Origin of the sequence: Streptomyces cinerochromogenes, assembly GCF_014648635.1 — a bacterium.
In the GTDB taxonomy this organism is placed as follows: Bacteria; Actinomycetota; Actinomycetes; order Streptomycetales; family Streptomycetaceae; genus Streptomyces; species Streptomyces cinerochromogenes.
This window is the reverse complement of sequence record NZ_BMRM01000002.1, coordinates 402,748-426,113: the sequence shown is the minus strand read 5'-3', so window position 1 is coordinate 426,113 and position 23,366 is coordinate 402,748. Positions and strand designations below refer to the sequence as shown.

The window sequence follows — 23,366 nt, the reverse complement described above, 5'->3', positions numbered from 1 at the left end:
TTCGGCTGTCGTCCCGTTCAGTTCTTGCTCAGGATGAGCCGGTCGTTGCCGGAGCGCTGCAGGAGTCCGGTCTCCTTCCGGAAGGAACCCAGACGGACGAGGGTCGGCGCTTCGTATGCCTTCTTCATGACCTGTTCTCCTTACGGGGGTGTCGTCCGCCCGGAGCGGGCGGCCGACTCCAGGGAGCCGGGGAACGGGGCGGGACGACAAGGGCGGGACGGATAGTCGTATCGTCTGAAAAGAGCCGACAGTGGTGTTCTGTTCGGACACCGAACGCGCGGAAGCGGGCCGTGCCCCGGGGCGGCGGGGGGGCGCCGCCGGGCGTTGTGCGGCACGCGACCGCGCTTCGGAGACCGTGCTTCGGAGAGCGACCCTGGAACCATGAGCGCAGCAGTCATTCCCCCAGTCCCCGTCCGGCCCCCGGCCGGCGCGACGGCCCTCGACGGCATCCACCACCACTGGCTGGGCAACGCCCTCCGCGCGGTGAAGGTGTTCCTGGAGGCCGCCTTCGAGATCGTCATCCTCGGTGAGTACGGCGAGGAAGCGGGCATACGCCGCAGGTGACCGCATAGGGTCGCGTCCGTGCGGAACCGGACGGCCCTGCCCCTCCTCGCCCTCTCCCTCGCCTCGTTCGTCACGCTGTGCGCCCTGCGCGGCGCACCCATGGCCGATCTCCTCGTCTACCGGGCCGAGGGCGCGGCCGTGGCCCACGGCACCGACCTGTACGGCTTCACCGTCACCGAGTGGCGGCTCCCGGCGACCTACCCGCCCTTCGCGGCCGTCCTGTTCGTCCCCCTGACCTGGATCCCGGTCACGGCCCTGAAGGCGGCCGTCCTCGCGGGCAACGCCCTCCTGCTCGCCACCCTGGTCGCGCTCTCCGCCCGCCTGGCCTCCCGCCCCCTCCCGCCGGCCCCGCTCTGCGCGGCCACGGCCCTCGCCCTCTGGCTGGAGCCGGTCTTCCAGACACTGCTGTTCGGCCAGGTCAACCTGGCCGTGGCCTGCCTGGTCCTGGCGGACCTGACCCGGCGGCCCGGTGCCCGCGCCCAGGGGCTGGGCGTCGGCGTCGCCGCCGGCGTCAAGCTCACCCCGGCGGTGTTCGTGGTGTACCTGCTGCTCCGCGGCCGGGTGCGGGAGGCGGCGACGGCGGTGGCGGCCCTCGCGGGCACGGTCGCGCTCGGTGCCGCCCTGCTCCCCGCGGCGAGCGCGGACTTCTGGACCCGGCGGCTGTACGAGACCGGCCGGGTGGGCAAGGCGTGGCTCGTGGACAACCAGTCCCTGCGGGGCCTTCTCGCGCGGGCCCTCGGCGACCCGGGGCCGGGCCTCGCCTGGGCGCTCCCGGCGGCGGCCGTCGCGGTGGCGGGGCTGGCCCTGGCGGCCCGCGCCCGCCGGGAGGCGCACGGCGTCCTGCTGACCGCGTTCACGGCCCTGCTGGTCTGCCCGGTCAGCTGGACCCACCACTGGGTGTGGTGCGTGCCGCTGCTCGCCGTGCTGCTGGCCGAGGGGCACCGCCGTACGGCGGCGCTGACGGCCCTGGTCTTCACCGCCCGCACGATGTGGCTGGTGCCCCACGAGGGCGCCCTGGACCTGGAACTTCCCTGGTGGCAGCAGCCGTTGGCAGCCGCTTACCCACTCCTGACGGTCGGGCTGATCATCGCGTATGACAGCATGATCAGCCGTTGTCCGACTCTTTCGACCGAACCAACGGGGAAATCGACATGCTCTTCTCGAAGCTTCCGCTCCGCAAGGCGGTGAGCGGGCTGACCGCCGCCACCGCCCTCGCCCTCGGCGCCACCCTGATGGCCGCCCCCGGCGCCTCCGCCGTCGGCTCCTCGGCGTGCACCAAGAACATCAAGGACCGGACCCTGCAGGTCGTGCAGTGGGACCACGCCGACATGTACACGAGCCCCAGCTTCCGGTCCAAGGTGAAGAAGTCCGTCTTCGCGGGCAGCAGCGTGCGGGTGTACTGCACCGCGAAGGGCGGCGACTGGTACTACGGCAAGTCCGGGAAGACGAAGGGCTGGATGGAGTACCACGCGTTCTTCTAGTCCGACAGCCCGTCAGCCCTCGGCCAGGATCTCGTCCGCGTCCATGATCCGGTAGGCGTACCCCTGCTCGGCCAGGAAGCGCTGCCGGTGGGCGGCGAAGTCCTGGTCGAGGGTGTCGCGGGCGACGACCGAGTAGAAGTGGGCCTGGTGGCCGTCGGCCTTGGGGCGCAGCACCCGGCCGAGCCGCTGGGCCTCCTCCTGCCGGGAGCCGAAGGTGCCGGACACCTGGATGGCGACCGTGGCCTCGGGCAGGTCGATGGAGAAGTTGGCGACCTTCGACACCACCAGCACGCTGATCTCGCCCTCGCGGAACGCGTCGAAGAGCTTCTCGCGCTGCGCGTTGGACGTCTCGCCCTTGATCACCGGGGCGTTCAGGTGCTCGCCCAGCTCGTCCAGCTGGTCGATGTACTGGCCGATGACGAGGATCTGCTGCCCGGCGAAGCGCCGGACGATCGCCTCGGTCACCTTCCGCTTGGTCTCGGTGGTCGCGCAGAAGCGGTACTTCTCCTCCGTCTCCGCGGTGGCGTACGCCAGCCGCTCGGAGTCGGTGAGGTTCACCCGGACCTCGACGCAGTCGGCGGGCGCGATGTAGCCCTGCGCCTCGATCTCCTTCCACGGGGCGTCGAACCGCTTGGGCCCGATGAGGGAGAACACGTCCGACTCCCGGCCGTCCTCCCGCACCAGGGTGGCCGTGAGCCCCAGCCGCCGCCGCGCCTGGAGGTCGGCGGTGAACTTGAAGACGGGCGCGGGCAGCAGGTGCACCTCGTCGTAGACGATCAGCCCCCAGTCCCGGGAGTCGAACAGCTCCAGGTGCGGGTAGACGCCCTTCCGCCGGGTCGTCAGCACCTGGTAGGTGGCGATGGTGACCGGCCGGATCTCCTTCTTCGTCCCGCTGTACTCGCCGATCTCGTCCTCGGTCAGCGAGGTCCGCTTGACCAGCTCGTGCTTCCACTGCCGGGCGGAGACGGTGTTGGTGACGAGGATCAGCGTGGTCGACTTCGCCTGCGCCATCGACCCGGCGCCCACCAGTGTCTTCCCCGCGCCGCAGGGCAGCACGACGACACCGCTGCCGCCGTGCCAGAAGTTCTCCACGGCCTGCTTCTGGTACGGGCGCAGCGCCCAGCCGTCCTCCAGCAGCTCGATCGGGTGCGCCTCACCGTCGACGTACCCGGCGAGGTCCTCGGCCGGCCAGCCCAGCTTCAGCAGCGTCTGCTTGATCTGCCCGCGCTCGGAGGGGTGCACCACCACGGTGTCCGGGTCGATCCGGGCGCCGACCAGCGGGGCGATCCGCTTGGACTTCAGCACCTCCTCCAGCACCGGCCGGTCGGTGGTGGTCAGGACCAGCCCGTGCGCGGGGTGCTTGCTCAGGGTGAGGCGGCCGTAGCGGTCCATCGTCTCGGCGATGTCCACGAGCAGCGCGTGCGGCACCGGGTACCGGCTGTACTGCACCAGCGCGTCCACGACCTGCTCGGCGTCATGGCCGGCGGCGCGCGCGTTCCACAGTCCGAGCGGCGTGACCCGGTAGGTGTGGATGTGCTCGGGCGCCCGCTCCAGCTCGGCGAAGGGCGCGATGGCCCGACGGCACTCGTCGGCCCGCTCGTGGTCGACTTCCAGGAGCAGGGTCTTGTCGGACTGGACGATCAGCGGACCATTCACGCGCGGCACACCCTTCCATCACGGCCAAACGTCCAGTGTGCCTCATCGGGCGGGATGGCCGAAGAGCCGCAAGATCGACGCCGGCCCCGGGCGGCCTCAGTCGTCCGCCAGCTCCGCCACCCCGGTGATCCGGTGCAGGGGATAGGTGCGTACCTCGTCGGACGTGTGGTCGTACGCCGTCACGAAGCCGCCTTCCACGCGGACGGGGGCGATGACGCGCTGGCTGGCGGCGCCGTCGGCGTTGACGTAGCCGATCCAGACCGAGTCGCCGGTCAGGACGGCGGCCTGCATGGTGGCCAGGGTCTCGGCGGAGGAGGTGCGCGGCAGCTCGCCGCCCGCCAGGGGTTCGCCGACGGGTTTGCGCGGGGCGGTGGCGGCCAGGTCGCCGGCCCGGATCGCGCGGATCGCCGCCGCGAGCAGCGTGGCGTCGGGCGGCGGCGGCCCCTCCGGCACCGGCTCGGGCGCGGTGCGCGGCGGGGTGCGGTGGGCGTGCGCGCGGGTGATCAGGACGTCGCCCTCGGCGGACTCGGCGGCGGGCGCGTACCCCATCGCGCGCAGCCCCTCCAGCAGCGTCGCCGGGTCGGTCTGCGCCGCCAGCACGGTCGGCGCGAGGCGGCGCAGGCGCAGGGCGGCGGCGCGCTTGTCGGCGAGGATCTCGTTGAGCAGGGCGTCGTCGTCGCAGCGGACGTACGCGGAGGCCGCGCCGACCCGCAGGTGGCCGTGTTTGCGGGCCACGTCGTCGATCAGATAGGCGAGCGGCTGCGGGACCGGCGTGCGGGAGTGCTCGGCGAGGAACGCGTGCAGGTCGGTGGCGGTCCGCCCGGCGTCCAGGGCGCGCCGGACCGAGGCCGGGGTGAAGCGGTACACCGTCGCGCCGCCCTTGGACTCCACGTCCGCGAGCACCCCCAGCGTGTCCGCGAGCGGGCGTCGCAGCGGGCCGGGCGCGACCGCGGTCAGGTCGGCCTGGAGCAGCACGTGGTCCAGCGGATCGGGCAGCAGCGGGGCGAGCAGCCGGGCCGCGGCGGCGGTCGCGACCGCCTGCTCGGCGGAGGAGAGGGGGGTGAGACGGTCGGGGGAGCGGTGGTGGTGCACGGGGAGTTTGTCGCCGGGGCCGGTGGGCTCGGCGGACCCGGGGGACTCCGCGGGCACGGTGGGTGCGGGCGAGTCGGCCGCCTTGGACGTGGCGCCGGGCGACTCTGCCGTACCGGCGGCCTGGCCCCCGGCCTTCCCGGCCTGGTCCCCGGCTTTCCCGGCCTGGTCCCCGGCTTTCCCGGCCTGGCCCCCGGTCTTCCCGGCCGGCGGCGCCCCCAGCAGGGCGCGGCCGTGGGACGACAGCGCGCCCCGGCCGGTCACGCCCAGCAGTTCCGCCTCCGACAGGGTCCAGCGGGCCAGCCGCGAGCGCAGGTCGTCCTCGGCGCCGTCCCGCCGGTCGCCCCGCAGCGGGCGTTCCCAGCGCAGCCGGGCCAGTACCGACTCGGTGTCCGGGGCCGCGCCCTCAGCCAGCGAGGCCAGCAGGGACAGCACCCGGTGCCGTACCTCCGGAGCGGCGGACCGGTCGAGGCCGGGACCGAGTGCCGACAGCGTCCGGTCCTTCGTGTCCCGCCCGCCGACCAGTCCCGCTGTGCGGGTGGCCGTCAGCCACGCCCGCGCGAGGCGTGCCCAGCGCTCGGCCGGGGGCTGCTCCAGCCACTCGTCGTAGGCGGGCGTGGCCGCGTACCGTTCGTCGGCCTCGCCGTCGGAGGCGACCAGCCCGGCCGCGTAGGCCAGCTCGGCCCAGAAGGCGGCGACCGGCTCCGACACGTCCAGCGCCACGGCCGTCCGCTTCAGGTCACGGACGCTCAGCCCGCCGGCCCGCAGCACCGCGGGCCCGCCCTCGTCCCAGTCCTTCAGCAGCTCCTCCACGGTGGCCAGCGCGGTGTAGGCCTGCCCGGCCGCGGTGGCGTCCACCACCTGCGGGGAGTGGGTCGCGGCCGGTGCCACGGCGGGCGGCAGCGGCTCGGGCGTGCGGTGCGCGCGGCCCTCGCGCAGGTGCAGGGCGACCTCGCGGGGCAGTACGACGGTCCCGGGCGCGGTCGGCAGCAGCAGACCCCGGTCCAGCAGCCAGCGCAGGTGCGCCGCCGGATCCGCCGTGACCTGCCCGTACGGCGGCCCCCACACCAGCCGGGACAGCACCTCGCGGGCCGGCTCCGGGGCCCCGGCGAGCAGCTTCGCCATCTTCCTGCGGTCGGTGAACAGCGCGGTCAGCGCGGCCACGGCCGACACCGAGTCGTGCGTCGACGGCAGCCCGGCCGCCGACACGATCTCCTGGATCCGTCCCGGCGACATGCCGGAGGTGGCCTCCTGCACGGTCGGCCCGAGCCCGGTCGGCGACGGATGCTGCGGCGACGGCGCGAGCAGTTCGCGGGCGGTCCGCACCAGCCGCAGCCGGTCGTCCGCGCCCCACACCAGTGCCTGCTCGCGCAGGGTGCCGACGGCCCGGGGCAGCGCGCCGGCGACCGTCTCGTCCCCGGCGTCCCCGGCCATCAGGCCCAGCAGGGTGTCGTACGACGCCGGGTCCGGGGCCACGGCCAGCGCCTCCGCCGTCTGCAGCGCGAACCGGTCCAGCCGCTCCAGGGCGCGCAGCACCGAGGCGCGCGTACCGGCGCGGGTGGCGAGCTGGGTGAGATCGGTGGGGACGGGGGTGATGAGGTCGGGGCGGCTGCGCAGCAGCGCGGCCAGGGAGGCGTCGTCCCGCGCGCGGAGCGCCTCCGCGAGGGACCGAGGGGCTGAGTGGGCCTCGGGGCTCATCCGGCCAACGGTAGCGGAATTCCATATGCCGAGGGCATCCCGCGGAAAGCGGTACGGTCCTCACCGGGGATTGATGTCGGCGCACCCCGGAGGGGTTTGTCGTGGGGATCGAGAGCGACCAGGTCGTCTACGAGTATCTGAGCCGCGTCGGGGACATCGCTCAGCAACGGCAGCTGCCGTCCGCCACGCGGATGCGGCTCGTGTCGGAGCTGCGCAACGAGATCGACCGGCACCGGGCGCAGGCGACGGTGGACTCGCCCGCCGCCGTCCGCCGCATCCTGGACCGCCTCGGCAGTCCGGACGAGGTCGTCTCGGCGGCCGGCGGCTCCGGCGGTGTCCCGCAGCCGCCGCCCACCGCCGTACCGGCGCAGCCCTCCTCCCGGGAGCGGGCGTCCGAGCCGGCGGGGCGGGAACGGCCGAAGGGGCTGCGCCGGGTCGTACCGCGCCCGCGCCCCGCCGAGCCCGAGCGGGCCGCCCCGCGCGACACACCGTCCCCGCCGCACCTCGCCCCCGCGCACGAACTCGGCGACGGCACGGCGCCGCCCGACTGGTGGCGGGTGGACACCGCCGGCCCCCTCGCGGACACCGACCCGGTGCCGGGCTTCGTCGGCGGCGTGGAGATCCCGGAACTGCTCAGGAGGCCCCCGGGCCGGACCGAGGAGGCCGCCGGGAAGGCCGCCGGGAAGACCCCGGAGGGGGCCACGGAGGGGGCCACGGAGAAGGCCGCCGAGCCGGCACCCGGGTCCACGGCGGCGGCACCGGACCCCGCCCCGCGCCGCCGGCTCCTGCCCGGCCCCGCCGCCGGCTGGTCCAACCCCCTCCTCCTGCTGGCCGCCGCCGCGCTGGTCGCCGGTGCCGTGCTCGGCAACTGGTTCGCGCTGCTCCTCGGCTGGGCCATCGCCTACGGCTCCCGCCGGCTGACGGCCGCGGAGACCAAGTGGGCGGTGATGGTCCTGCCGGGCGCGGCGGTCGCGGCGGGCCTGGTGTGGCTGTGGGGGCGGAACGAGGGGCGGTGGGGCGAGCCGATCGCCCAGGGCCACATGGGCGACGCGGTGAGCGGGACCTGGCCGTGGGTGGTCAGGGGCGCGGCCGTGGCCTCGGCGCTGTACCTGGTGTGGCGCTCACAGCGGAAGGGGTAGCAGCGGGGCGGTTGGGGCCGGCGTCGGTCCGCGGGCGCGTCGTGGCCGCTCGCGCGATTCCCCGCGCCCCTGACCCGGCTGCGGCCCCCCGCCCAAGAGGTGCGGGGAACCTGCGCGACCGGCCGACCGCGCCGGCACACGACAGCCGTCCCCGGTCGCGAGCGACCACGACGGACCCGCGCCCGGCGGTCGCCCCTCGCTCCCACGGCGCGCGCCCGGCGGTCGCCCCTCGCTGCTTCCACGGCGCGTTCCCGTCCGGCCTCCGCCGTCGGCGGCACCCGGCACAATGTCCCCCATGGCCTCCACGACCCTCACCGTCGGCTTCGACCTCGACATGACCCTCATCGACTCCCGGCCCGGCATCCGTGCCTGCTACGTGGCCCTGGCCGAGCGGACGGGTACGTTCATCGACGCCGATCTGGCGGTGACCCGGCTCGGGCCGCCCCTCGTGGAGGAGCTGGTCCACTGGTTCCCGGCCGACGAGGTGCCGGCGATGGCCGATCTGTACCGGGAGATGTACCCCTCCATAGCCATCGCCGCGACGCCCGCGATGGCCGGCGCCCGGGAGGCGGTCGACGCGGTGCGGGCGGCCGGCGGGCGGACGATGGTCGTGACGGCGAAGTACGAGCCGAACGCCAAGCTGCACCTGGCCCACCTCGGCATCGAGCCGGACGTGGTCGTCGGTGACCTGTGGGCCGAGCAGAAGGCGGCGGCGCTGCGCGAGCACGGCGCGGCCGTGTACGTCGGCGATCACGTCGGGGACGTCCGAGGGGCCCGTGCGGCGGGTGCGTTTTCGGTCGCCGTGGCGACCGGCCCGTGCCCGGCGGACGAGCTGCGGGAGGCCGGCGCGGACGTCGTGCTGACCGGCCTCGCCGACTTCCCGCGGTGGCTGGCCGGCTACCGCGAGGCGCCGGAGACCGCCTCCCGCGCCTGACGCCGTCCGGCGGCGACGGACCGCAGGACACCGGCGCCGGCGAGCAGGAATCCGACGGCCATGAGCATGCTCAGGCCGAACATGTACGTCGGAAAAGGCTTCGTTCCGAGCAACAACGGGGCCACCGTGACCAGGGTGGCCACGGCCCCGAGGAAGAAGACGACGGCACCGGCGCGGATCAGTCGGTCACCGGGCGCGGCGGAATTCGTTTGGGTTTTGTCACGCACCGGACCAGGGTAGTTCCCTGCGCGAGAGAACAACCGGGGGACGTCTTGTCACCCGCCCCAAGACCATTAGCCTTGGTAGCGCTTGGTATCGGCGGGTCATGGTCGACCCGCCCCAGTGCTATCAAGAGCCGTTTCCGAAGTAGTTTTCCCAACGAGTACGAGGACGAGGACAGACGTGCCTACCGGCAAGGTCAAGTGGTTCAACAGCGAGAAGGGCTTCGGCTTTCTCTCCCGCGACGACGGCGGTGACGTCTTCGTCCATTCCTCGGTTCTCCCCGCCGGAGTCGATTCGCTCAAGCCGGGACAGCGCGTGGAGTTCGGGGTCGTCGCCGGTCAGCGCGGTGACCAGGCGCTTTCGGTGATCGTGCTCGATCCGACGCCTTCGGTCGCCGCCGCCCAGCGCAAGAAGCCGGACGAGCTGGCGTCGATCGTGCAGGATTTGACGACCCTTCTCGAGAACATCACTCCGATGCTGGAGAAGGGCCGTTACCCGGACAAGACCTCCGGCAAGAAGATCGCCGGCCTGCTCCGCGCGGTCGCCGACCAGCTCGACGTCTGACCCTCAGGGAAACGCGAGCGCGTCCGGGCCGAGGGGTGGTACGAGCCCCTCGGCCGCCGCACGCGTGAGCAGTCCGCGGACCGCCGCGTAACCGTCCTCGCCGAGGCCGGCGGTGAACTCGTTGACGTACAGCCCGATGTGCTGGTCGGCGACGGCCGGGTCCATCTCCTGGGCGTGTTCCATCACGTAGGGCCGGGAGGCCTCCGGGTCGTCCCACGCGGCCCGCACCGAGGCGCGGACGGAGTCGGCGAGCCCGGTCAGCGCCTCGGCGCCCAGGGACCGCTTGGCGATGATCGCGCCCAGCGGGATCGGCAGCCCGGTGGTCCGCTCCCAGTGCTCGCCCATGTCGGCGAGCTTGTGCAGCCCGTAGTTCCGGTAGGTGAACCGGGCCTCGTGGATGACCAGGCCCGCGTCCACCTTGCCGTCCCGCACGGCCGGCATGATCTCGTGGAACGGCATGACCACGATCTTGCCGACCCCGCCGGGCAGGACGTCCGCCGCCCACAGGCGGAACAGCAGGTAGGCGGTCGACTTCTCGCTCGGCACGGCGACCGTACGGCCCGTCAGGTCGGTGTCCGCCTCCCGCGTGAGCACCAGCGGCCCGCAGCCCCGGCCCAGCGCGCCGCCGCACGGCAGCAGCGCGTACTCGCCGAGGACGTACGGCAGCACGGCGTACGACACCTTCAGCACGTCGAACTCGCCGCGCTCGGCCATGCCGTTGGTGATGTCGATGTCGGCGAAGGTCACGTCCAGCGCGGGGGCGCCGGGGACGCGGCCGTGGGCGAGGGCGTCGAAGACGAAGGTGTCGTTGGGGCAGGGCGAGTACGCGATCCGAAGCGGCTCAGTGGTCATGTGCCTTCCAACTCTGCAGTGCGGGCGCGAGCTTCCCGAAACCCTCGGCGAGGGCGGCGAGGGCGTCACCGATGCGCCAGGCGGCGCGGTCACGGGGGCCCACGGGGTTGGAGACCGCGCGGATCTCCAGCACGGGCACGCCGTGCGCGGCGGCCGCCTCGGCCACGCCGAAGCCCTCCATGCCCTCGGCGAGCGCGCCGGGGTGCCGGGCGCGCAGGGCGGCGGCGCGGGCGGCGGTACCGGTGACCGTGGAGACGGTCAGGATCGTGCCGGTACGGGCGCCGGTGGCCTCGGAAACGACTCGTACGGCTGATTCCGGCGGGTGATGGGTGACGGTCCCGAACCCCAGTTCGGTGACCGGGAGGAAGCCGTCGGCGGTCTCGGCGCCCAGGTCGGCGACGGTGATCGCGTCGGCGACGACGAGGGAGCCGAGGGGGGCGTCGGGCTGGAAGCCGCCGCCGATGCCGGCCGAGACGACCAGGCCGTACGGGCGGCCGGCCAGCGCGGCGGCGGTCAGCGCGCCGGCGACGCGGGCGGCGGCGAGCGCCGGTCCGACACCGGCGGCGAGCAGGTCGAGCCCCGCGGCCGTACGGCACAGGGATCCGCCCGGCAGCCGTACCTCACCGGCCGACGCGTCCGTGCCCGCCCCGGGCAACGCCCGTGCCACCGCGTCCCGCTCGACGGGGACCGCGGTGGCGACGAGGACCGGCAGGGACGCCGTGGTCAGTCCTTCGCCTTCTTCAGCTTGAAGGTCCACAGACCCTTCTTCGTCTTGTCGCCCATCTGGATCGCGAGCGTGTTGGTCTCGCCCTGCGTGCCGTACTGGACGTTGAAGAACGCGCTGCTCGGGATCGTGCGGTACGTCTCCTTGCTGGTGTCGCTGAACTGGCGGCCGTTGACCAGCACGATCCAGCCCGCGTCCGCGATCTTCGGGTCGACGCCGATGCGGACGGTCTCGTCCTGGCCGACCTCGATGGACTTGGCGTCGGCGGCCTTCTTGATGCACTTGTCCAGCGACTCCTGGTCCAGTGCCTTGCCGTCGTTGTAGCAGAGGGCCTCGGAGTTGACCGAGTCCTGGCCGACGGTGAGCGTCGCGACGGGCGTCGGCTTGTCGCAGGCCGACAGGACGAGCAGTCCGGCGGAAACGGCGCCGGCGACGGCGACGGCGCGGCGGCGTCGCACAACGGATTGCAGCGTGGTCATGGCCGAAGGCTATCGGGCAGCCGGAGCCGTCCGCCCACGTGGGGTACGGCGTGCCCGGTTCGTTACGCCGGGCGGTGGCGGCGGGGCTCACGCCACCCGGGGCCGGGCCCGGCCCCCGTGCCGGGCCGAGGCGAGCAGTCCGCGCAGCGTGCCCAGCCAGCCGGCGGCCACGAACCCGGCCCCGACCAGCAGCCCCACCGTGCCGTTGAGCGGCATCACGATGCCGACCGCGCCGCCGAACACCCACGCCATCTGGAGCAGCGTCTCCGAACGGGCGAACGCCGAGGTGCGCACCAGCTCCGGCACGTCCCGCTGGATCAGCGCGTCCAGCGCCAGCTTGGCGAGCGCCTGCGCGAACCCGGCGACCGCCGCCAGGCAGGCCACCAGGAACGCCCCGAAGAAGAGACCGGCGACGACCGCCGTACCCAGCACCACCGCCACCACGGTCACGATGATGATCTCCGGCGCCCGGGACCGCAGCCAGGCCCCCACCGCCGTACCGAGGGCGTTGCCCGCCCCCGCCGCGACCCCCACTATCCCCAGCGACACCGCCGCGCTCTCCCCGGTCAGCGGGTGCTCGCGCAGCAGGAAGGCGAGGAAGAAGATCAGGAAGCCGGACAGGCAGCGCAGGGCGGCGTTGGCGCCGAGCGCGTGCGTGACCGCGGGCCCGACCGTCCGCAGCCCCGGCCGCTTCGCCTGCTTGCGGCACGGCCCGTGCAGGTGCTCCTCGTCGGCCGCCAGCAGCGCGATGTCCTCCCCCTTCGCCGAGTCCACCTTGGGCGGCAGGGAGAACGACAGAAACGTCCCGGCAGCGAAGATCACGAAGGCGCCGTAGAGCGGCCACGGATCGCCGAGCGCGTGCAGACCCGCCGCCACCGGCGCGGCGGCACCGGTGGCCAGCAGTCCGGCCAGCGTCACCCGGGAGTTGGCCTTCACGAGCGAGAACCCCGGCGGCAGCAGCCGCGGTACGACGGCACTGCGGACCACGCCGTACGCCTTGGACGCCACCAGCACCCCCAGCGCGGCCGGGTACAGCTCCAGGCTGCCGCTCGCCACCGCCCCCGAGATGACCAGCGCGAGCAGCGCCCGCGCCAGCATCGCCCCGGCCATCGCGGCCCGCCGTCCGTGCGGCAGCCGGTCGAGGAGCGGCCCGATGACGGGCGCGAGGACCGTGAAGGGCGCCATCGTGATGGCGAGGTAGAGGGCGACCCGCCCCCGCGCCTCGTCCGTCGGCACCGAGAAGAACACCGTGGACGCGAGGGCCACGGTGACCATGACGTCGCCGGCGCCGTTCACCGCGTGCAGCTCGATCAGCTTGCCCAGCCCCGACTCGCCCGCGCCGTGCGCGTGCGTGACCCTGCGGATCCCCCGCGCCGTTCCGGTCACGGGGAAGTGCAGGGCACGGCCGACCGAGCGGACGGCACCACCCACCCGGCCCGAACCGCCGCCCCGACCACTCGCCCTGTCCGCGGCTGCCACGCCGTTCATAGTGCCCCGAGAGGCGGCCCGATAGTGCCGATACGGCGGGCGTGGCGCCGGACGGCGGGGCGGAAGGGTACGAACGGGCACGGACGGGCGTCGGAGGGGCGGGTACGGACCCCGAGGTGGGGGCCGGGGAGGCCGGGTGGGAATATCCACGAATCCTGTCCGGTGTAGCGTGCCTATCTCAGCCATAACGCAGAATGGATGGCAGAGGTGCGCCCAGGCGCGCGGATGCAGACGTCGATGCGGTCCCCAGGTCCGCTCCGTCGGCGAAACCGCCGGAGGCAGCCGCACTCGACGAGACGGCGTAGGAGAGAAGCGATACCTGTGAGCGCAGCGACAACGCGAAGCCGCACCCCCGACCGCCTGTGCGCCGAGGCCGTCGACCTCGCCCGCGCCGCCGCCGAGGAGGCCGCCGCGCCCGGCGTGGTCGGCGAGCACGCCGGCCTGGTGTCGGAGGGCGACCGCGTTGTCACGCACTTCTTCGAGTGCAAGGAACTGGGCTACCGCGGCTGGCGCTGGGCCGTCACCGTGGCCCGCGCCTCCCGCGCCAAGATCGTCACCCTGGACGAGGTCGTCCTCCTGCCCGGCCCCGACGCCCTCCTCGCCCCCGAGTGGGTCCCCTGGAGCGAGCGCCTGCGCCCCGGCGACCTCGGCCCCGGCGACCTCCTCCCCACCGACCAGGACGACCTGCGCCTGGAGCCCGGCTACACCGGCGAGGAGGAGCCGCCGCCGAACTCCGTCGTCTCCGAGGAGATGCGGGAGCTGGCGGAGGCCGAGGACGCCGACGTCACGCCCGGCGCCCCCGCCGTCCAGCCGACGACCCCGACCCGCGGCTCGATCGCGTCCGTCGCCGAGGAACTGGGCCTGCGCCGCGCGCGCGTCCTGTCCCGCTACGGCCTGCACGTCGCCGCGGACCGCTGGGAGGAGGCCTTCGGCCCCAAGACGGCGATGGCCCAGGCGGCCCCCGCCACCTGCATGAGCTGCGGCTTCCTCGCCCCCATCGGCGGCTCCCTCGGCCAGGCCTTCGGCGTCTGCGCCAACGAGTTCTCCCCCGCGGACGGCCGCGTGGTCTCCCTCTCCTACGGCTGCGGAGGCCACTCCGAGGCCGCGGTCATGCCCAAGCCCCCGCAGCCCGCCGCCCCGGTCATCGACGAGACCCGCGTCGACCCCTTCCCGCTGCGCCCGGCCCGCGACTCCGGCTCCGTCCCGGAGACCGGCGACGACGAGACGGCGGAACTCGGCCACTCCTGAACCGCCGGTAAACCCTCCGGCCCGACCCCCACCTCGGCCCACACCGTCTTCCTCGGCGAGGCCCCGGGGGCGGTCCCCCAGCGCCGCGCCAGCGCGTCCACGAGGAGCAGCCCCCGCCCGGCCTCGGCGTCGGGCGCGGGCCGGAGCGGCTCCGGCATCCGGTCACCGCGCGTGTCGGTCACCTCGATACGGAGCGTGTCCCCGACGACGTACATCGTCAGCCGGAAATCCCGTCCGGCCACGCGGCCGTGGGTGGCCGCGTTGGCCGCCAGCTCGGCCACGATCAGCGCCGCCGGGTCCAACGGCAGCCCCCAGGAGCGTAGTTGCTCCGTGGCCAGCAGCCGGGCGAGCCGTGCCCCGCGTGGCGTGGGGGACAGCTGCACCGTGAAGTTCGGGATGCGGGTGGAGATGTGGGTGGAGATTTCCTGGTTCACATCACTCAGAGTGGCTGTGCCTGCTACCTGTGAACAGTGACGAAGCGGTTGCGTAGGGTCACTGTCCGGCGCACGACCGGTGGTGTCGGGACCTGTCGGGAAGGGGGCTGCTGTCGTGAGTGAGGAAGAGGAGCCGGGCTGGGAGGTCGAACAGGACGACGAGTGGGGCGTGGCCGTCATCGCCACGGTGGGCCGCCAGCTGAGGCTGCGCCGCGAGGCGCTGGGCATGCGCGCGGCCGAGTTCGCCAGGGCGGTCGGGTACAGCGAGGACATGATCTACAAGATCGAGTCCGGCAAGCGGATCCCGAGACCGGAGTACCTCGACAAGGCGGACAAGATCCTGGACGCGGGCGGGTTGCTGGCCGCGATGAAGGAGGACGTGGAGAAGGTCCGGTATCCGAAGAAGGTTCGGGCGTTGGCGGAGGTGGAGGCCAAGGCGGTTGAGATCGGGGTGTACGAGACCAGCAACATCCACGGCTTGTTGCAGACCCCTGAGTACGCCCGTGCTCTCCTGGAGTGCTGGCAGCCCGCTTATGCGCCGAAGGAGCTGGAGCGTCGGGTATCCGCTCGCATGGCCCGGCAGTCCATCTTCGAGAGGTCGCCCGCCCCGGCCCTGAGCTTCGTCCTGGAAGAGGCGACGCTGCGCCGCAGGGTTGGGGGCACAATGGTGCGGCAACAGCAGTTCGAACGGCTGCTGGAGATCGGGCGGTTGAACAACGTCACGTTCCAGGTAATGCCGCTGGACAGCCCGCCGCACCCCGGCATGAGCGGAAGGATCGAGTTGCTCAAGTTCGAGGACGGCACAGCTGTCGGCCGTTCCGATGGTGCATGCAACGGCCGCGCGGTCACCAACCTCCGGGAACTACGCGTCCTTGAGCTGCGCTATGGCACCATCCGGGCGCAGGCTCTTCGCCCCGAGGAGTCGCTGGCCCTCGTTGAGCACCTGCTGGGAGAGACATGATCCGCTGGTTCAAGAGCAGCTACAGCAGTGGCCCTGACGGCGACTCCTGCGTCGAAGTCGGCCTGGACTGGGCCCTCGTCCCCACCCCCGCCGCCATCCACATCCGTGACTCCAAGCAGGACGACGGCCCCCTGCTCACCGTCGCCCCTTCCACCTGGACGGAGTTCGTCTCGTACGCCGCCCGGCGCTAGCGGCTAGCCGGTGAGGCTCGTCTCGTGGACCGTGTCGAGCCTCGCCTCCTTGCCGGTGCTTTCCAGACGCAGGTGGGCCGTGCGGCCCCGCAGCGTCAGGGTCATCAGCTGGTTGCCGAACCACGGCCCGCCCCGCTTGCGCCACCGCACCGGCGGCCGGGTACAGCGCCCGTGCCGGGCGAGCAGGCGGCCCAGGAGGCGGGCCGGCGCGCTCCAGCCCACGCGGAAACCGAACCGCATGGCCGCCGGCACGGAGTTGTGCACGGGTGAGCAGGTGAGCTGGACGACGGGGACGCCGAGGTCGCCGGAGCGCCAGGTGGCCTCGGCGATGTAGCCGTGGTGCACGTCGCCGGAGAGCACGCACACGCTCGCCGGGGCGCCCGGTGCCGCCGCGACGTCGGCGATGAGGCCGGCGAGTCCGGCGAAGGAGCGGGGGAAGGCCGCCCAGTGCTCCAGGTCGGCCCCGCGGCGCAGCCACTCGCCGAAGCGGGCCCAGCGCTCGCCGCGTTCCCCGGCGCACAGGGCCGCGTCCCAGCTCTCGGTGTCGTGCACCAGGTGCGGCAGCAGCCAGGGCAGGGAGGTGCCGATCAGGAGGTGGTCGTAGGCCCCCTGGTCGCCCAGGACCTGCTCGCGCAGCCAGGCGGCCTCGCCCGCGTCGAGCATGGAGCGGCGGCCCTCCTCCAGGACCCGCGCGGCCCGGGAGTCGACCATGACGACGCGGACCCGGCCGAAGTCGCGGCGGTAGCTGAAGCGGACGGTGGAGGAGTCGGCGTCGGCCTGTTCGGCCAGGGCGCGCAGCGCCTTCGTACCGTCCGCCGTGGCGCGTACGGCGGCCCAGGTGGGGTCGTCGGCCAGTTCGGCGGGGGAGAGGTTGCCCAGGTGCTGGTGGACCCAGTACGACATCAGGCCGCTCAGCAGCCGTTCCTGCCACCAGTCGGTGGTGCGCATGTCGGCGAGCCAGGAGGCGGAGGTGTTCCAGTCGTCCACGACGTCGTGGTCGTCGAAGATCATGAAGCTGGGCACGGTGGACAGCAGCCAGCGCACCTCCGGGTCGAGCCAGGACTCGTGGTAGAGGTGGCAGTACTCCTCGTAGTCGGTGACCTGGGCGCCGGGCGGCCGGTCGAGGTCGCGGCGGGCGGCGAGCCAGTTCCGGGTCTCCTCGGAGGTCTCGTCGGCGTAGACCTGGTCGCCCAGGAGCAGCAGCACGTCGGGGCGCTCGGCGCCGGGGTCGGACGCCAGGCGGGTGGCGAGGGTGTCGAGGGCGTCGGGGCCGACCGGATCCTTGCCGTCCGCCGGGGGCGCGGCCCAGCGGCACGAGCCGAAGGTGACGCGGACGGCGTCGCCGCCACCGGGGCTGTGGATGACGGAGGGCGGGAAGGGCGAGTCGGGCAGGGGCCACACCGGGGCGCCGTCGAGGAGCACCTCGTAGGCGGGTGAGGTGCCCGGTTCCAGGCCGGTGACCGTGACGAGCGCGTAGTGGTGCCCGGCCACCTGGAAGGTGGGGGCCGTGCCGGCCGCGCCGTCGGAGCAGCGCACCTCGGCCGTGCAGGGCCGGCTCGTCTCGACCCACACGGTCGCGCGGGAACCGTCGGTGTACCTCAGCAGCGGACCCAGGCACAGTTCGGCCATGTGAGCGCCTTCCTGTCGTCGGACGGTACGGAAAGGGACGGCCAGAGCGACGGTACAGGCGTCTTGGACCCCGTTGTGCGGGCACGTGTGAGGAGGAGACCCGGGCGGAACCCGGTGAGCGGTGACGGAGAGGCGGTGGCGTGGCCGGGCACGAGCAGGCGACGGAGACGAGGGAGACCGGGGACGAGGTGCGCGAGGACGACCTGCTGCGGGGGTTCGTGGTGGACGACCGGCAGCCGGAGCGGCCGGTGCTGCTGGACGCCGACGGCCGGCCGGTCGCGACCTGGCGGGAGAACCACCCCTACGACCACCGGATCGGCCGGCGCGCGTACGAGCGGGACAAGCGGATCCTGCAGATCGAGCTGCTCAAGCTCCAGCGCTGGGTGAAGGAGACCGGGCAGCGGATCGTCGTGGTGTGCGAGGGGCGGGACGCGGCCGGCAAGGGCGGCACCATCAAACGGTTCACCGAGCGGCTGAACCCCCGCGGGGCCCGCGTGGTGGCGCTGGACAAGCCGACCGGGCGGGAGGCGGGACAGTGGTACTTCCAGCGGTACGTGACCCACCTGCCGGCCCGCGGGGAGATGGTCTTCTTCGACCGGTCCTGGTACAACCGGGCCGGGGTCGAGCGGGTCATGGGCTTCTGCTCGGAGGCCGAGTACCGGCAGTTCCTGCGGCAGGCCCCGCTGTTCGAGCGGCTGCTCACCGACGACGGCATCGCGCTGGTGAAGTTCTGGTTCTCGGTGTCCCGCGCCGAGCAGCGCACCCGGTTCGCGATCCGGCAGGTCGACCCGGTCCGCCGCTGGAAGCTCTCCCCCACCGACCTCGCCTCCCTCGACCGCTGGGACGACTACACCGCGGCCAAGGTCGACATGTTCCGGGAGACCGACACCGCGCACGCGCCCTGGACGGTCGTGAAGAACAACGACAAGCGGCGCGGCCGGCTGGAGGCGATGCGCAGCCTCCTGGACCGTTTCGACTACCCGGCCAAGGACCACGCGGCGGTCGGTACCCCCGACCCGCTGATCGTCGGTGCGGCGGACACCCTGCTCGAACCGGGCGAGGAACCCACGGCCCTGTCACCGACCCCGCTGGCCGGCCCCGGCGGCGGCCCCGGGAACCACCCGGACACCACGGTCCCGGCCGGCCGCGGCCACGGCTGAAGGAGGGACGGGGGACATGGGGACGGTGGTGCAGGTCCCGCAGACGCGGGACATGATCGGCGACGAGCTCTCCGGCGACGAGGCCTTCACCGCGCTGCGGCGCTACGGGGGCGCGCGGCTGCTGCTCGACGCCTTCTCCCGGTTCCGCTACGCCGACGGCTTCACCAACGCCCGCGCCCTCGGCTTCCAGATCGTGCTGGGCATGGTGCCGTTCACCATCGCGCTCGTCGGCCTGGCCACGGCCGCGCACACGGAGAGCGTGGGCCGGATCATCGAGCTGACCCTGGGCAGGATCGTGCCGGGTGCCAGCGCCGACGTGATCCGCCAGGCGCTGCGCGGCACCCGCCGCACCGCGGGCTCCGGCGCCTGGAGCACGCTCGCGCTGGTCCTGGGGCTGGCCTTCTCCGTCCTCAACCTGGCCTCGGCCATGGGCCAGGTCGAGCGGGGCGCCAACCGGATCTACGGCATCGAACGGGACCGGCCCTTCCCGCGGAAGTACGGCAGGGCCGTGCTGCTCGCCTTCGCCGCCGGCGTGCCCATGGTCCTGGGGTTCCTGGTCCTGGTCGCCGGCCGGGCCGTGACCGCCGCGACGGCCGAGGCGCTGGGCACCTCTGCGCCCCCGGCGTGGTGGGGCGCCCTGGAGGTGCCCGTGGGGACGGCCCTCGCCTGGATCGCCTCCGCCGTCGTCTTCCGGTGGTCGCCACGCCGGAACCAGCCCGGGTACACCTGGCTGGCGTTCGGTTCCGCCGTCCACCTGGTGCTGTGGGTCACCGCGACCTGGCTGCTGACCCTCTACGTCTCCCGCAGCGGCTCCTTCGGCGCCGTGTACGGGCCGCTGACGGCCTTCGTGGCCCTGCTGCTGTGGGCCAACCTGACCGGCATCGCCCTGTTCCTGGGCATCGCGTTCGCCGCGCAGCTGGAGGCGGCCCGCGCCGGACTGGGCCGGGCCGTGCGCCCGGACCCCGGGCCGGGCCCGTGAGCGCCCGGCCCCGGTCCCCGGGTCAGGACGACTCCACGATGCGGCGCACGTTGTCGGGGGAGCCGCAGCCGGACTTCAGCTGACGCTCACGCTCCTCCAGGAACGCCGCGCCCAGTTCCTCGCGCCGCCGCATCGCCACGTTCTCGCGGGCACCGTTGAGGATGGTGCGCTCCTCCTCGTCGGCGTGGTGGGTGACGGCCTCCACCAGCGCCTCCAGCTTCTCGTCCCACTCCTCGGAGCCGACCTCCTCCACCTGGAGCAGCTCCAGCAGGGCCTGGTTGCCCTCGTCGTGCTCGTGCTCGCCGTGCTCGACCTCTTCGTCGTCGATGTTCTTGTAGCGCTTCAACGCCGGGTAGACCTCGGTCTCCTCGGCCTGCGCGTGAGCGATCAGCAGATCGGCGAACTCCTCCAGGGCGGCGGTCCGGTCCTCTTCCACGCTGCGCATCAGCCGGAACAGGTCCTCCATACGCCGGTGGTCCTGGAGGATCAGCTCGACCACGTCCTGTGTCTCGGGCATGGGGGCACCACTTTCGTGCGACGGCACCTGCGTGCCAACGGATGGTCACTACCGCATACCCTCCCCGTCCGCGTTGATTGCCTCCCGGCTCCGCGCTGTAGGTTCGGTCTCACGTCGTAGAGGAGAGTCAACGTGAGCAAGTTCGTGCGGCCGGCGGCCGAGGGCGCCGACCCCTTCGGCACCGCCCGTCTGCGTCGCGGGGTGCTCGACGCCTGGGCGACCAGCCCCGCCCGGTTCCGGGAGGACGCCAACGCCGAGGAGGACCTCGTCCTCGGCGGCTACCGGGACCGACTCGTGGTCGAGCTGGCGCAGAACGCCGCCGACGCCGCGGCGCGGGCCCACGTGCCGGGGCGGCTGCGGCTCACCCTCCGGGACGGCGTGCTCGTCGCGGCGAACACCGGGGCCCCGCTGGACGCGGCCGGTGTCGAGTCGTTGTCCACGCTGCGGGCCTCCGCCAAGCGGGACGCCGAGGCGACGCACGGTGCCGTGGGCCGGTTCGGGGTCGGTTTCGCCGCCGTCCTCGCGGTGACCGACGAGCCGGCGATCGTGGGCCGGCACGGGGGCGTGCGCTGGTCCCTCGCGGAGGCGCGGGAGCTGGCCGCCGACGTCGCCCGGCACAGCCCGGGACTCGGGGACGAGGTGCGCCGCCGGGACGGGCACGTGCCGCTGCTCCGGCTGCCCTTCGCCGCCGAGGGAACGGCTCCGGAGCCGTACGACACCGCCGTCATCCTGCCCCTGCGTGACGCGGCGGCGGCCGATCTCGCCGAGCGGCTCCTCGGTGGCGTCGACGACGCCCTGCTCCTCGCCCTGCCGGGGCTGGCGGAGGTCGTCGTGGAGGTCGAGGGGGAGGCGCCGCGGACCCTGGCCCGGCGTACCGACGGTGCCTTCACGGTCGTGGACGACTCCCGGGACGGTGTCACGAACTGGCGTACCGCCTCCGCGCACGGGCCGCTCACCCCGGACCTCCTCGCGGACCGCCCGGTCGAGGAGCGGCTGCGTCCGCACTGGTCCGTGACCTGGGCCGTGCCCGTGGACGCGTACGGGGCTCCGGTGCGGCCCCGCACCTCCCCGGTCGTGCACGCGCCCACCCCCAGCGACGAGCCCCTCGGTGTGCCCGCCCTGCTCATCGCCTCGTTCCCGCTCGACACCACCCGCCGGCACGCGGCGCCCGGTCCCCTCACCGACTTCCTGGTGCAGCGCGCGGCCGACACCTACGCCGAACTGCTCGGCGCGTGGCGGCCCGTGGGGGAGGGGGTCATCGATCTGGTGCCCGGGGCGCTGGGCCGGGGGGAGCTGGACGGCGCCCTGCGGCAGGCCGTGCTGGAGCGGCTGCCCCGTACCGCCTTCCTGCCGCCGGCCGTCGAGGCCAAGGATGACGACGACGAGCTGCCCGAGGCGCTGCGGCCCCGGGACGCCGAGGTCGTGGAGGGCGCCGGGGCCGACACCGTGCGGGTGCTCGCCGAGGTGCTGCCCACCCTGCTCCCGGCCGGTCTGGAGCGGCGCGTGGAGCTGCGCACCCTCGGGGTGGCCCGGCTGCCGCTCGCCGACGCCATCGACCGGCTCGCCGGGCTGGAGAAGGAGCCGGAGTGGTGGTGGCGGCTGTACGACAGCCTCGCCGGGGTCGACCCGGAGAGGCTGTCGGGGCTGCCGGTGCCGCTCGCCGGGGGCACCTCCCAGGCTTTCGGCACGGGCGGAGGGCGGACGACGATCGGGCCCCGGCAGGTGCTGCTGCCCGCGCCGGACGGCGTCCGGATCGATCCGGACGTGCTGGGGCGGCTCGGGCTGAAGGTGGTTCACCCCGATGCCGCGCACCCGCTGCTGGAGAAGCTGGGCGCGCTGCCCGCCACTCCCCGCGCGGTGCTCACCACCCCGCAGGTGCGGGCCGCCGTGGCCGGCTCCCTCGACGAGGAGGGCGGGCTCGGCTGGGAGGAGGACGCGCCGGACGCCGAGGAGCTGGCCGAGACCGTGCTCGGGCTCGTCCGGGACGCGGGACTGGAGCCGGGGGACGAGCCCTGGCTGGGTGCGCTCGCGCTGCCCGACGAGGACGGCGAGCCGGCGCCCGCCGGTGAGCTGGTGTTCCCCGGCAGTCCCTTCGCCCGGGTGATCCGTGAGGGTGAACTCGCGGCCGTCGACGCCGAGCTGGCGGAGCGGTGGGGGGAGCAGCCGCTCGCCGCGTGCGGGGTGCTCGCCGACTTCGCGCTCGTCCGGGCCACCGACGTCGTCCTCGACCCCGACGAGCTGGAGCCCCGCGAGGGCGACTACGCCGAGCCCGACGACGCGGGGCTGCTGGACGCCGTGGACGTGTGGTGCGAGGACATCCTCGACCGCTTCCCGGACAGCCCGGTGCCGCCCGTCGCCACCGAACTCGTCGCCGTCCGCGACCTGGACCTGGTGGACGACGACCACTGGCCGGAGGCGCTCGCCCTGCTGGCCCGGCCGCCGCTGCGGGACGCCCTCACCCAGCCCGTGCGGATCCTGCTGCCGGACGGCACCCACGAGGTCGTGCGGCCGTACACCGCGTGGTGGCTGCGCGGGCACCCGGTGCTGGACGGCCGCAGGCCCGCCGGTCTGCTGGCGGCGGGCGGTGACCCGCTGCTGCGCGGGCTGTACGACGAGGCCGACGCCACCGGGTTCGAGGACGAGCAGGTGCTGCGGGCGCTCGGGGTGCGCACCTCCGTCGCCGCGCTGCTGGACGAGCCCGGCGGGGCCGCGGAGCTGCTGGACCGGCTTGCCGACCCGGAGCGTCCGGTCACGGCCGCCCAACTGCACGGCTTGTACGGCGCGTTGGCGGAGCTGGACCCGGAGCGGGTGACGCTGCCGGACGAGTTGCGGGCCGTGGTCGACGGGCGGGTGGAGGTCGTGGACGCCGGGTCGGCCGTCGTGGTCGACTCGCCGGACCTGCTGCCGTTCACCTCCGGCGTGCCGCTGCTGCCGGTCCGGCCCGCGCGGGCCGTCGAGCTGGCCGAGCTGTTCCAGGTGCGGCGGCTGAGCGAGTCCGTCACCGGCGAGGTGCACTCCGAGGGGACCGAGCACGACGTGCCGGACCCGGTGCGGGTGCTGCTCGGGCCGCGTACCCCGCGGACGTACGTCGAGCACGAGGAACTCGTCGTGGACGGCGTGGAGATCGACTGGCGGCTGACCGACGACGGCGTGCTGCACGCGGCGACCCTGGAGGGGGTGGCCGCCGGGCTGGCGTGGGCGGCCGGGCAGTGGCCGAGGCGGTTCGAGGTGGCGGCGCTGCTGGAGGACCCGTCCCGGACGGAGGAGCTGGCGCGGGACCGCTGGTTCGACTGACCGCACGGCTTTACGAAAATCTCATCAGTAGTACAACCTTTCACATCATCCCCACGTCACATC

At 73.8% G+C, this 23,366-nt stretch carries 22 protein-coding genes and 1 pseudogene; 12 read left to right on the top strand and 11 right to left on the bottom strand.

Annotation, left to right across the window (positions count from 1 at the left end; genetic code table 11):
• Positions 1-17 precede the first annotated feature (17 nt).
• Positions 18-128: a keywimysin-related RiPP gene (locus tag IEZ20_RS05720; protein ID WP_184966700.1), complete on the bottom strand. Its 111-nt coding sequence runs from the start codon at positions 126-128 to the stop codon at positions 18-20.
• A 253-nt stretch (positions 129-381) separates the two neighbouring features.
• Between IEZ20_RS05720 and IEZ20_RS05715 the strand changes: the two genes are divergently transcribed.
• From IEZ20_RS05715 to IEZ20_RS05705, 3 genes are read left to right on the top strand one after another with little or no spacing between them, the layout of a single operon-like run.
• The gene (locus IEZ20_RS05715) at positions 382-564 is read left to right on the top strand and encodes a hypothetical protein (protein WP_189295019.1); all 183 of its coding nucleotides are present in this window, start codon (positions 382-384) and stop codon (positions 562-564) included.
• Positions 565-582: 18 nt separating this feature from the next.
• The gene (locus tag IEZ20_RS05710; RefSeq protein ID WP_373303906.1) at positions 583-1,752 is read left to right on the top strand and encodes a glycosyltransferase 87 family protein; all 1,170 of its coding nucleotides are present in this window, start codon (positions 583-585) and stop codon (positions 1,750-1,752) included.
• Entirely contained in the window at positions 1,716-2,045 is a 330-nt protein-coding gene (locus IEZ20_RS05705; RefSeq protein WP_189295016.1) for an SH3 domain-containing protein, read from the top strand. The genes IEZ20_RS05710 and IEZ20_RS05705 overlap by 37 nt, the downstream gene beginning before the upstream one ends.
• 12 nt (positions 2,046-2,057) lie before the next feature.
• Here the strand turns inward: IEZ20_RS05705 and IEZ20_RS05700 are convergent, their stop codons facing one another.
• Together IEZ20_RS05700 and IEZ20_RS05695 are read right to left on the bottom strand one after the other, a co-directional pair.
• Positions 2,058-3,701 carry a DNA repair helicase XPB gene (locus tag IEZ20_RS05700; protein WP_189295014.1) on the bottom strand — a complete coding sequence of 548 codons (1,644 nt, stop codon included), beginning with the start codon at positions 3,699-3,701 and terminating at the stop codon, positions 2,058-2,060.
• Between the two features lie 96 nt (positions 3,702-3,797).
• Positions 3,798-6,488 carry a helicase-associated domain-containing protein gene (locus IEZ20_RS05695; RefSeq protein WP_189295012.1) on the bottom strand — a complete coding sequence of 897 codons (2,691 nt, stop codon included), beginning with the start codon at positions 6,486-6,488 and terminating at the stop codon, positions 3,798-3,800.
• Positions 6,489-6,589: 101 nt separating this feature from the next.
• Between IEZ20_RS05695 and IEZ20_RS05690 the strand changes: the two genes are divergently transcribed.
• Positions 6,590-7,627: a hypothetical protein gene (locus tag IEZ20_RS05690; protein ID WP_189295010.1), complete on the top strand. Its 1,038-nt coding sequence runs from the start codon at positions 6,590-6,592 to the stop codon at positions 7,625-7,627.
• A 295-nt stretch (positions 7,628-7,922) separates the two neighbouring features.
• Positions 7,923-8,561 carry an HAD family hydrolase gene (locus IEZ20_RS05685; protein ID WP_229895886.1) on the top strand — a complete coding sequence of 213 codons (639 nt, stop codon included), beginning with the start codon at positions 7,923-7,925 and terminating at the stop codon, positions 8,559-8,561.
• Here IEZ20_RS05685 and IEZ20_RS05680 read toward each other — a convergent pair.
• Complete coding sequence (locus tag IEZ20_RS05680; RefSeq protein WP_189295007.1) at positions 8,525-8,788, bottom strand: hypothetical protein; 264 nt, start codon at positions 8,786-8,788, stop codon at positions 8,525-8,527. The genes IEZ20_RS05685 and IEZ20_RS05680 overlap by 37 nt on opposite strands.
• Before the next feature lie 175 nt (positions 8,789-8,963).
• Here IEZ20_RS05680 and IEZ20_RS40570 point away from each other — a divergent pair, with 175 nt between their 5' ends.
• Positions 8,964-9,347 carry a cold-shock protein gene (locus IEZ20_RS40570; RefSeq protein WP_030989397.1) on the top strand — a complete coding sequence of 128 codons (384 nt, stop codon included), beginning with the start codon at positions 8,964-8,966 and terminating at the stop codon, positions 9,345-9,347.
• Positions 9,348-9,350: 3 nt separating this feature from the next.
• Here IEZ20_RS40570 and IEZ20_RS05670 read toward each other — a convergent pair whose 3' ends face one another.
• The 4 genes from IEZ20_RS05670 to IEZ20_RS05655 all read right to left on the bottom strand — a co-directional run bounded on the left by IEZ20_RS05670 (position 9,351) and on the right by IEZ20_RS05655 (position 12,890).
• Complete coding sequence (locus IEZ20_RS05670; protein WP_189295005.1) at positions 9,351-10,199, bottom strand: 1,4-dihydroxy-6-naphtoate synthase; 849 nt, start codon at positions 10,197-10,199, stop codon at positions 9,351-9,353.
• Positions 10,189-10,911 carry a futalosine hydrolase gene (locus IEZ20_RS05665; protein WP_189295382.1) on the bottom strand — a complete coding sequence of 241 codons (723 nt, stop codon included), beginning with the start codon at positions 10,909-10,911 and terminating at the stop codon, positions 10,189-10,191. The genes IEZ20_RS05670 and IEZ20_RS05665 overlap by 11 nt, the downstream gene beginning before the upstream one ends.
• Before the next feature lie 11 nt (positions 10,912-10,922).
• Positions 10,923-11,402, bottom strand: coding sequence for a DUF2771 domain-containing protein (locus IEZ20_RS05660; RefSeq protein WP_189295003.1), 480 nt, complete (start codon positions 11,400-11,402; stop codon positions 10,923-10,925).
• A gap of 87 nt (positions 11,403-11,489) precedes the next feature.
• Complete coding sequence (locus IEZ20_RS05655; RefSeq protein WP_229895885.1) at positions 11,490-12,890, bottom strand: MFS transporter; 1,401 nt, start codon at positions 12,888-12,890, stop codon at positions 11,490-11,492.
• A gap of 321 nt (positions 12,891-13,211) precedes the next feature.
• Between IEZ20_RS05655 and IEZ20_RS05650 the strand changes: the two genes are divergently transcribed.
• Positions 13,212-14,138 (top strand): DUF3027 domain-containing protein, encoded by a 927-nt coding sequence (locus IEZ20_RS05650; protein WP_189295001.1) that lies wholly within the window; start codon positions 13,212-13,214, stop codon positions 14,136-14,138.
• Between the two features lie 17 nt (positions 14,139-14,155).
• Here IEZ20_RS05650 and IEZ20_RS05645 read toward each other — a convergent pair.
• Positions 14,156-14,572 (bottom strand): annotated as a pseudogene (locus IEZ20_RS05645) (ATP-binding protein); the annotation flags it as partial.
• Between the two features lie 115 nt (positions 14,573-14,687).
• Between IEZ20_RS05645 and IEZ20_RS05640 the strand changes: the two are divergent.
• Both IEZ20_RS05640 and IEZ20_RS05635 read left to right on the top strand, forming a co-directional pair.
• The gene (locus IEZ20_RS05640; protein ID WP_229895884.1) at positions 14,688-15,533 is read left to right on the top strand and encodes a helix-turn-helix domain-containing protein; all 846 of its coding nucleotides are present in this window, start codon (positions 14,688-14,690) and stop codon (positions 15,531-15,533) included.
• On the top strand, positions 15,530-15,724 hold the full coding sequence (locus IEZ20_RS05635; RefSeq protein WP_189294997.1) for a DUF397 domain-containing protein: 195 nt from the start codon (positions 15,530-15,532) through the stop codon (positions 15,722-15,724). Before IEZ20_RS05640 ends, IEZ20_RS05635 begins: the two co-directional genes overlap by 4 nt.
• 3 nt (positions 15,725-15,727) lie before the next feature.
• Here the strand turns inward: IEZ20_RS05635 and IEZ20_RS05630 are convergent, their stop codons facing one another.
• Positions 15,728-17,353, bottom strand: coding sequence for an alkaline phosphatase D family protein (locus IEZ20_RS05630; RefSeq protein ID WP_189294995.1), 1,626 nt, complete (start codon positions 17,351-17,353; stop codon positions 15,728-15,730).
• A gap of 140 nt (positions 17,354-17,493) precedes the next feature.
• On the opposite strand from IEZ20_RS05630, the gene ppk2 reads away from it, so the two are divergent.
• Both ppk2 and IEZ20_RS05620 read left to right on the top strand, forming a co-directional pair.
• Positions 17,494-18,513, top strand: coding sequence for a polyphosphate kinase 2 (gene ppk2, locus IEZ20_RS05625; protein WP_189294993.1), 1,020 nt, complete (start codon positions 17,494-17,496; stop codon positions 18,511-18,513).
• Positions 18,514-18,529: 16 nt separating this feature from the next.
• On the top strand, positions 18,530-19,492 hold the full coding sequence (locus IEZ20_RS05620; protein ID WP_189294991.1) for a YihY/virulence factor BrkB family protein: 963 nt from the start codon (positions 18,530-18,532) through the stop codon (positions 19,490-19,492).
• 22 nt (positions 19,493-19,514) lie between these two features.
• Here the strand turns inward: IEZ20_RS05620 and IEZ20_RS05615 are convergent, their stop codons facing one another.
• A complete protein-coding gene (locus IEZ20_RS05615; protein ID WP_189294989.1) occupies positions 19,515-20,009 on the bottom strand; it encodes a hemerythrin domain-containing protein in 495 nt (164 codons plus the stop codon).
• A gap of 132 nt (positions 20,010-20,141) precedes the next feature.
• Between IEZ20_RS05615 and IEZ20_RS05610 the strand changes: the two genes are divergently transcribed.
• Positions 20,142-23,303, top strand: coding sequence for a sacsin N-terminal ATP-binding-like domain-containing protein (locus tag IEZ20_RS05610; RefSeq protein ID WP_189294987.1), 3,162 nt, complete (start codon positions 20,142-20,144; stop codon positions 23,301-23,303).
• The last annotated feature ends 63 nt before the right edge of the window (positions 23,304-23,366 follow it).

Bases quoted from the DNA above. Each gene is read 5' to 3' on its own strand.
- IEZ20_RS05715 (WP_189295019.1), top strand. From the start codon at position 382: ATGAGCGCAGCAGTCATTCCCCCAGTCCCCGTCCGGCCCCCGGCCGGC.
- IEZ20_RS05660 (WP_189295003.1), bottom strand. From the start codon at position 11,402: ATGACCACGCTGCAATCCGTTGTGCGACGCCGCCGCGCCGTCGCCGTC.
- IEZ20_RS05615 (WP_189294989.1), bottom strand. From the start codon at position 20,009: ATGCCCGAGACACAGGACGTGGTCGAGCTGATCCTCCAGGACCACCGG.
- IEZ20_RS05620 (WP_189294991.1), top strand. From the start codon at position 18,530: ATGGGGACGGTGGTGCAGGTCCCGCAGACGCGGGACATGATCGGCGAC.
- IEZ20_RS05685 (WP_229895886.1), top strand. From the start codon at position 7,923: ATGGCCTCCACGACCCTCACCGTCGGCTTCGACCTCGACATGACCCTC.
- IEZ20_RS05720 (WP_184966700.1), bottom strand. From the start codon at position 128: ATGAAGAAGGCATACGAAGCGCCGACCCTCGTCCGTCTGGGTTCCTTC.
- IEZ20_RS05635 (WP_189294997.1), top strand. From the start codon at position 15,530: ATGATCCGCTGGTTCAAGAGCAGCTACAGCAGTGGCCCTGACGGCGAC.
- IEZ20_RS05630 (WP_189294995.1), bottom strand. From the start codon at position 17,353: ATGGCCGAACTGTGCCTGGGTCCGCTGCTGAGGTACACCGACGGTTCC.
- IEZ20_RS05705 (WP_189295016.1), top strand. From the start codon at position 1,716: ATGCTCTTCTCGAAGCTTCCGCTCCGCAAGGCGGTGAGCGGGCTGACC.
- IEZ20_RS05655 (WP_229895885.1), bottom strand. From the start codon at position 12,890: ATGAACGGCGTGGCAGCCGCGGACAGGGCGAGTGGTCGGGGCGGCGGT.
- IEZ20_RS05670 (WP_189295005.1), bottom strand. From the start codon at position 10,199: ATGACCACTGAGCCGCTTCGGATCGCGTACTCGCCCTGCCCCAACGAC.
- IEZ20_RS05695 (WP_189295012.1), bottom strand. From the start codon at position 6,488: ATGAGCCCCGAGGCCCACTCAGCCCCTCGGTCCCTCGCGGAGGCGCTC.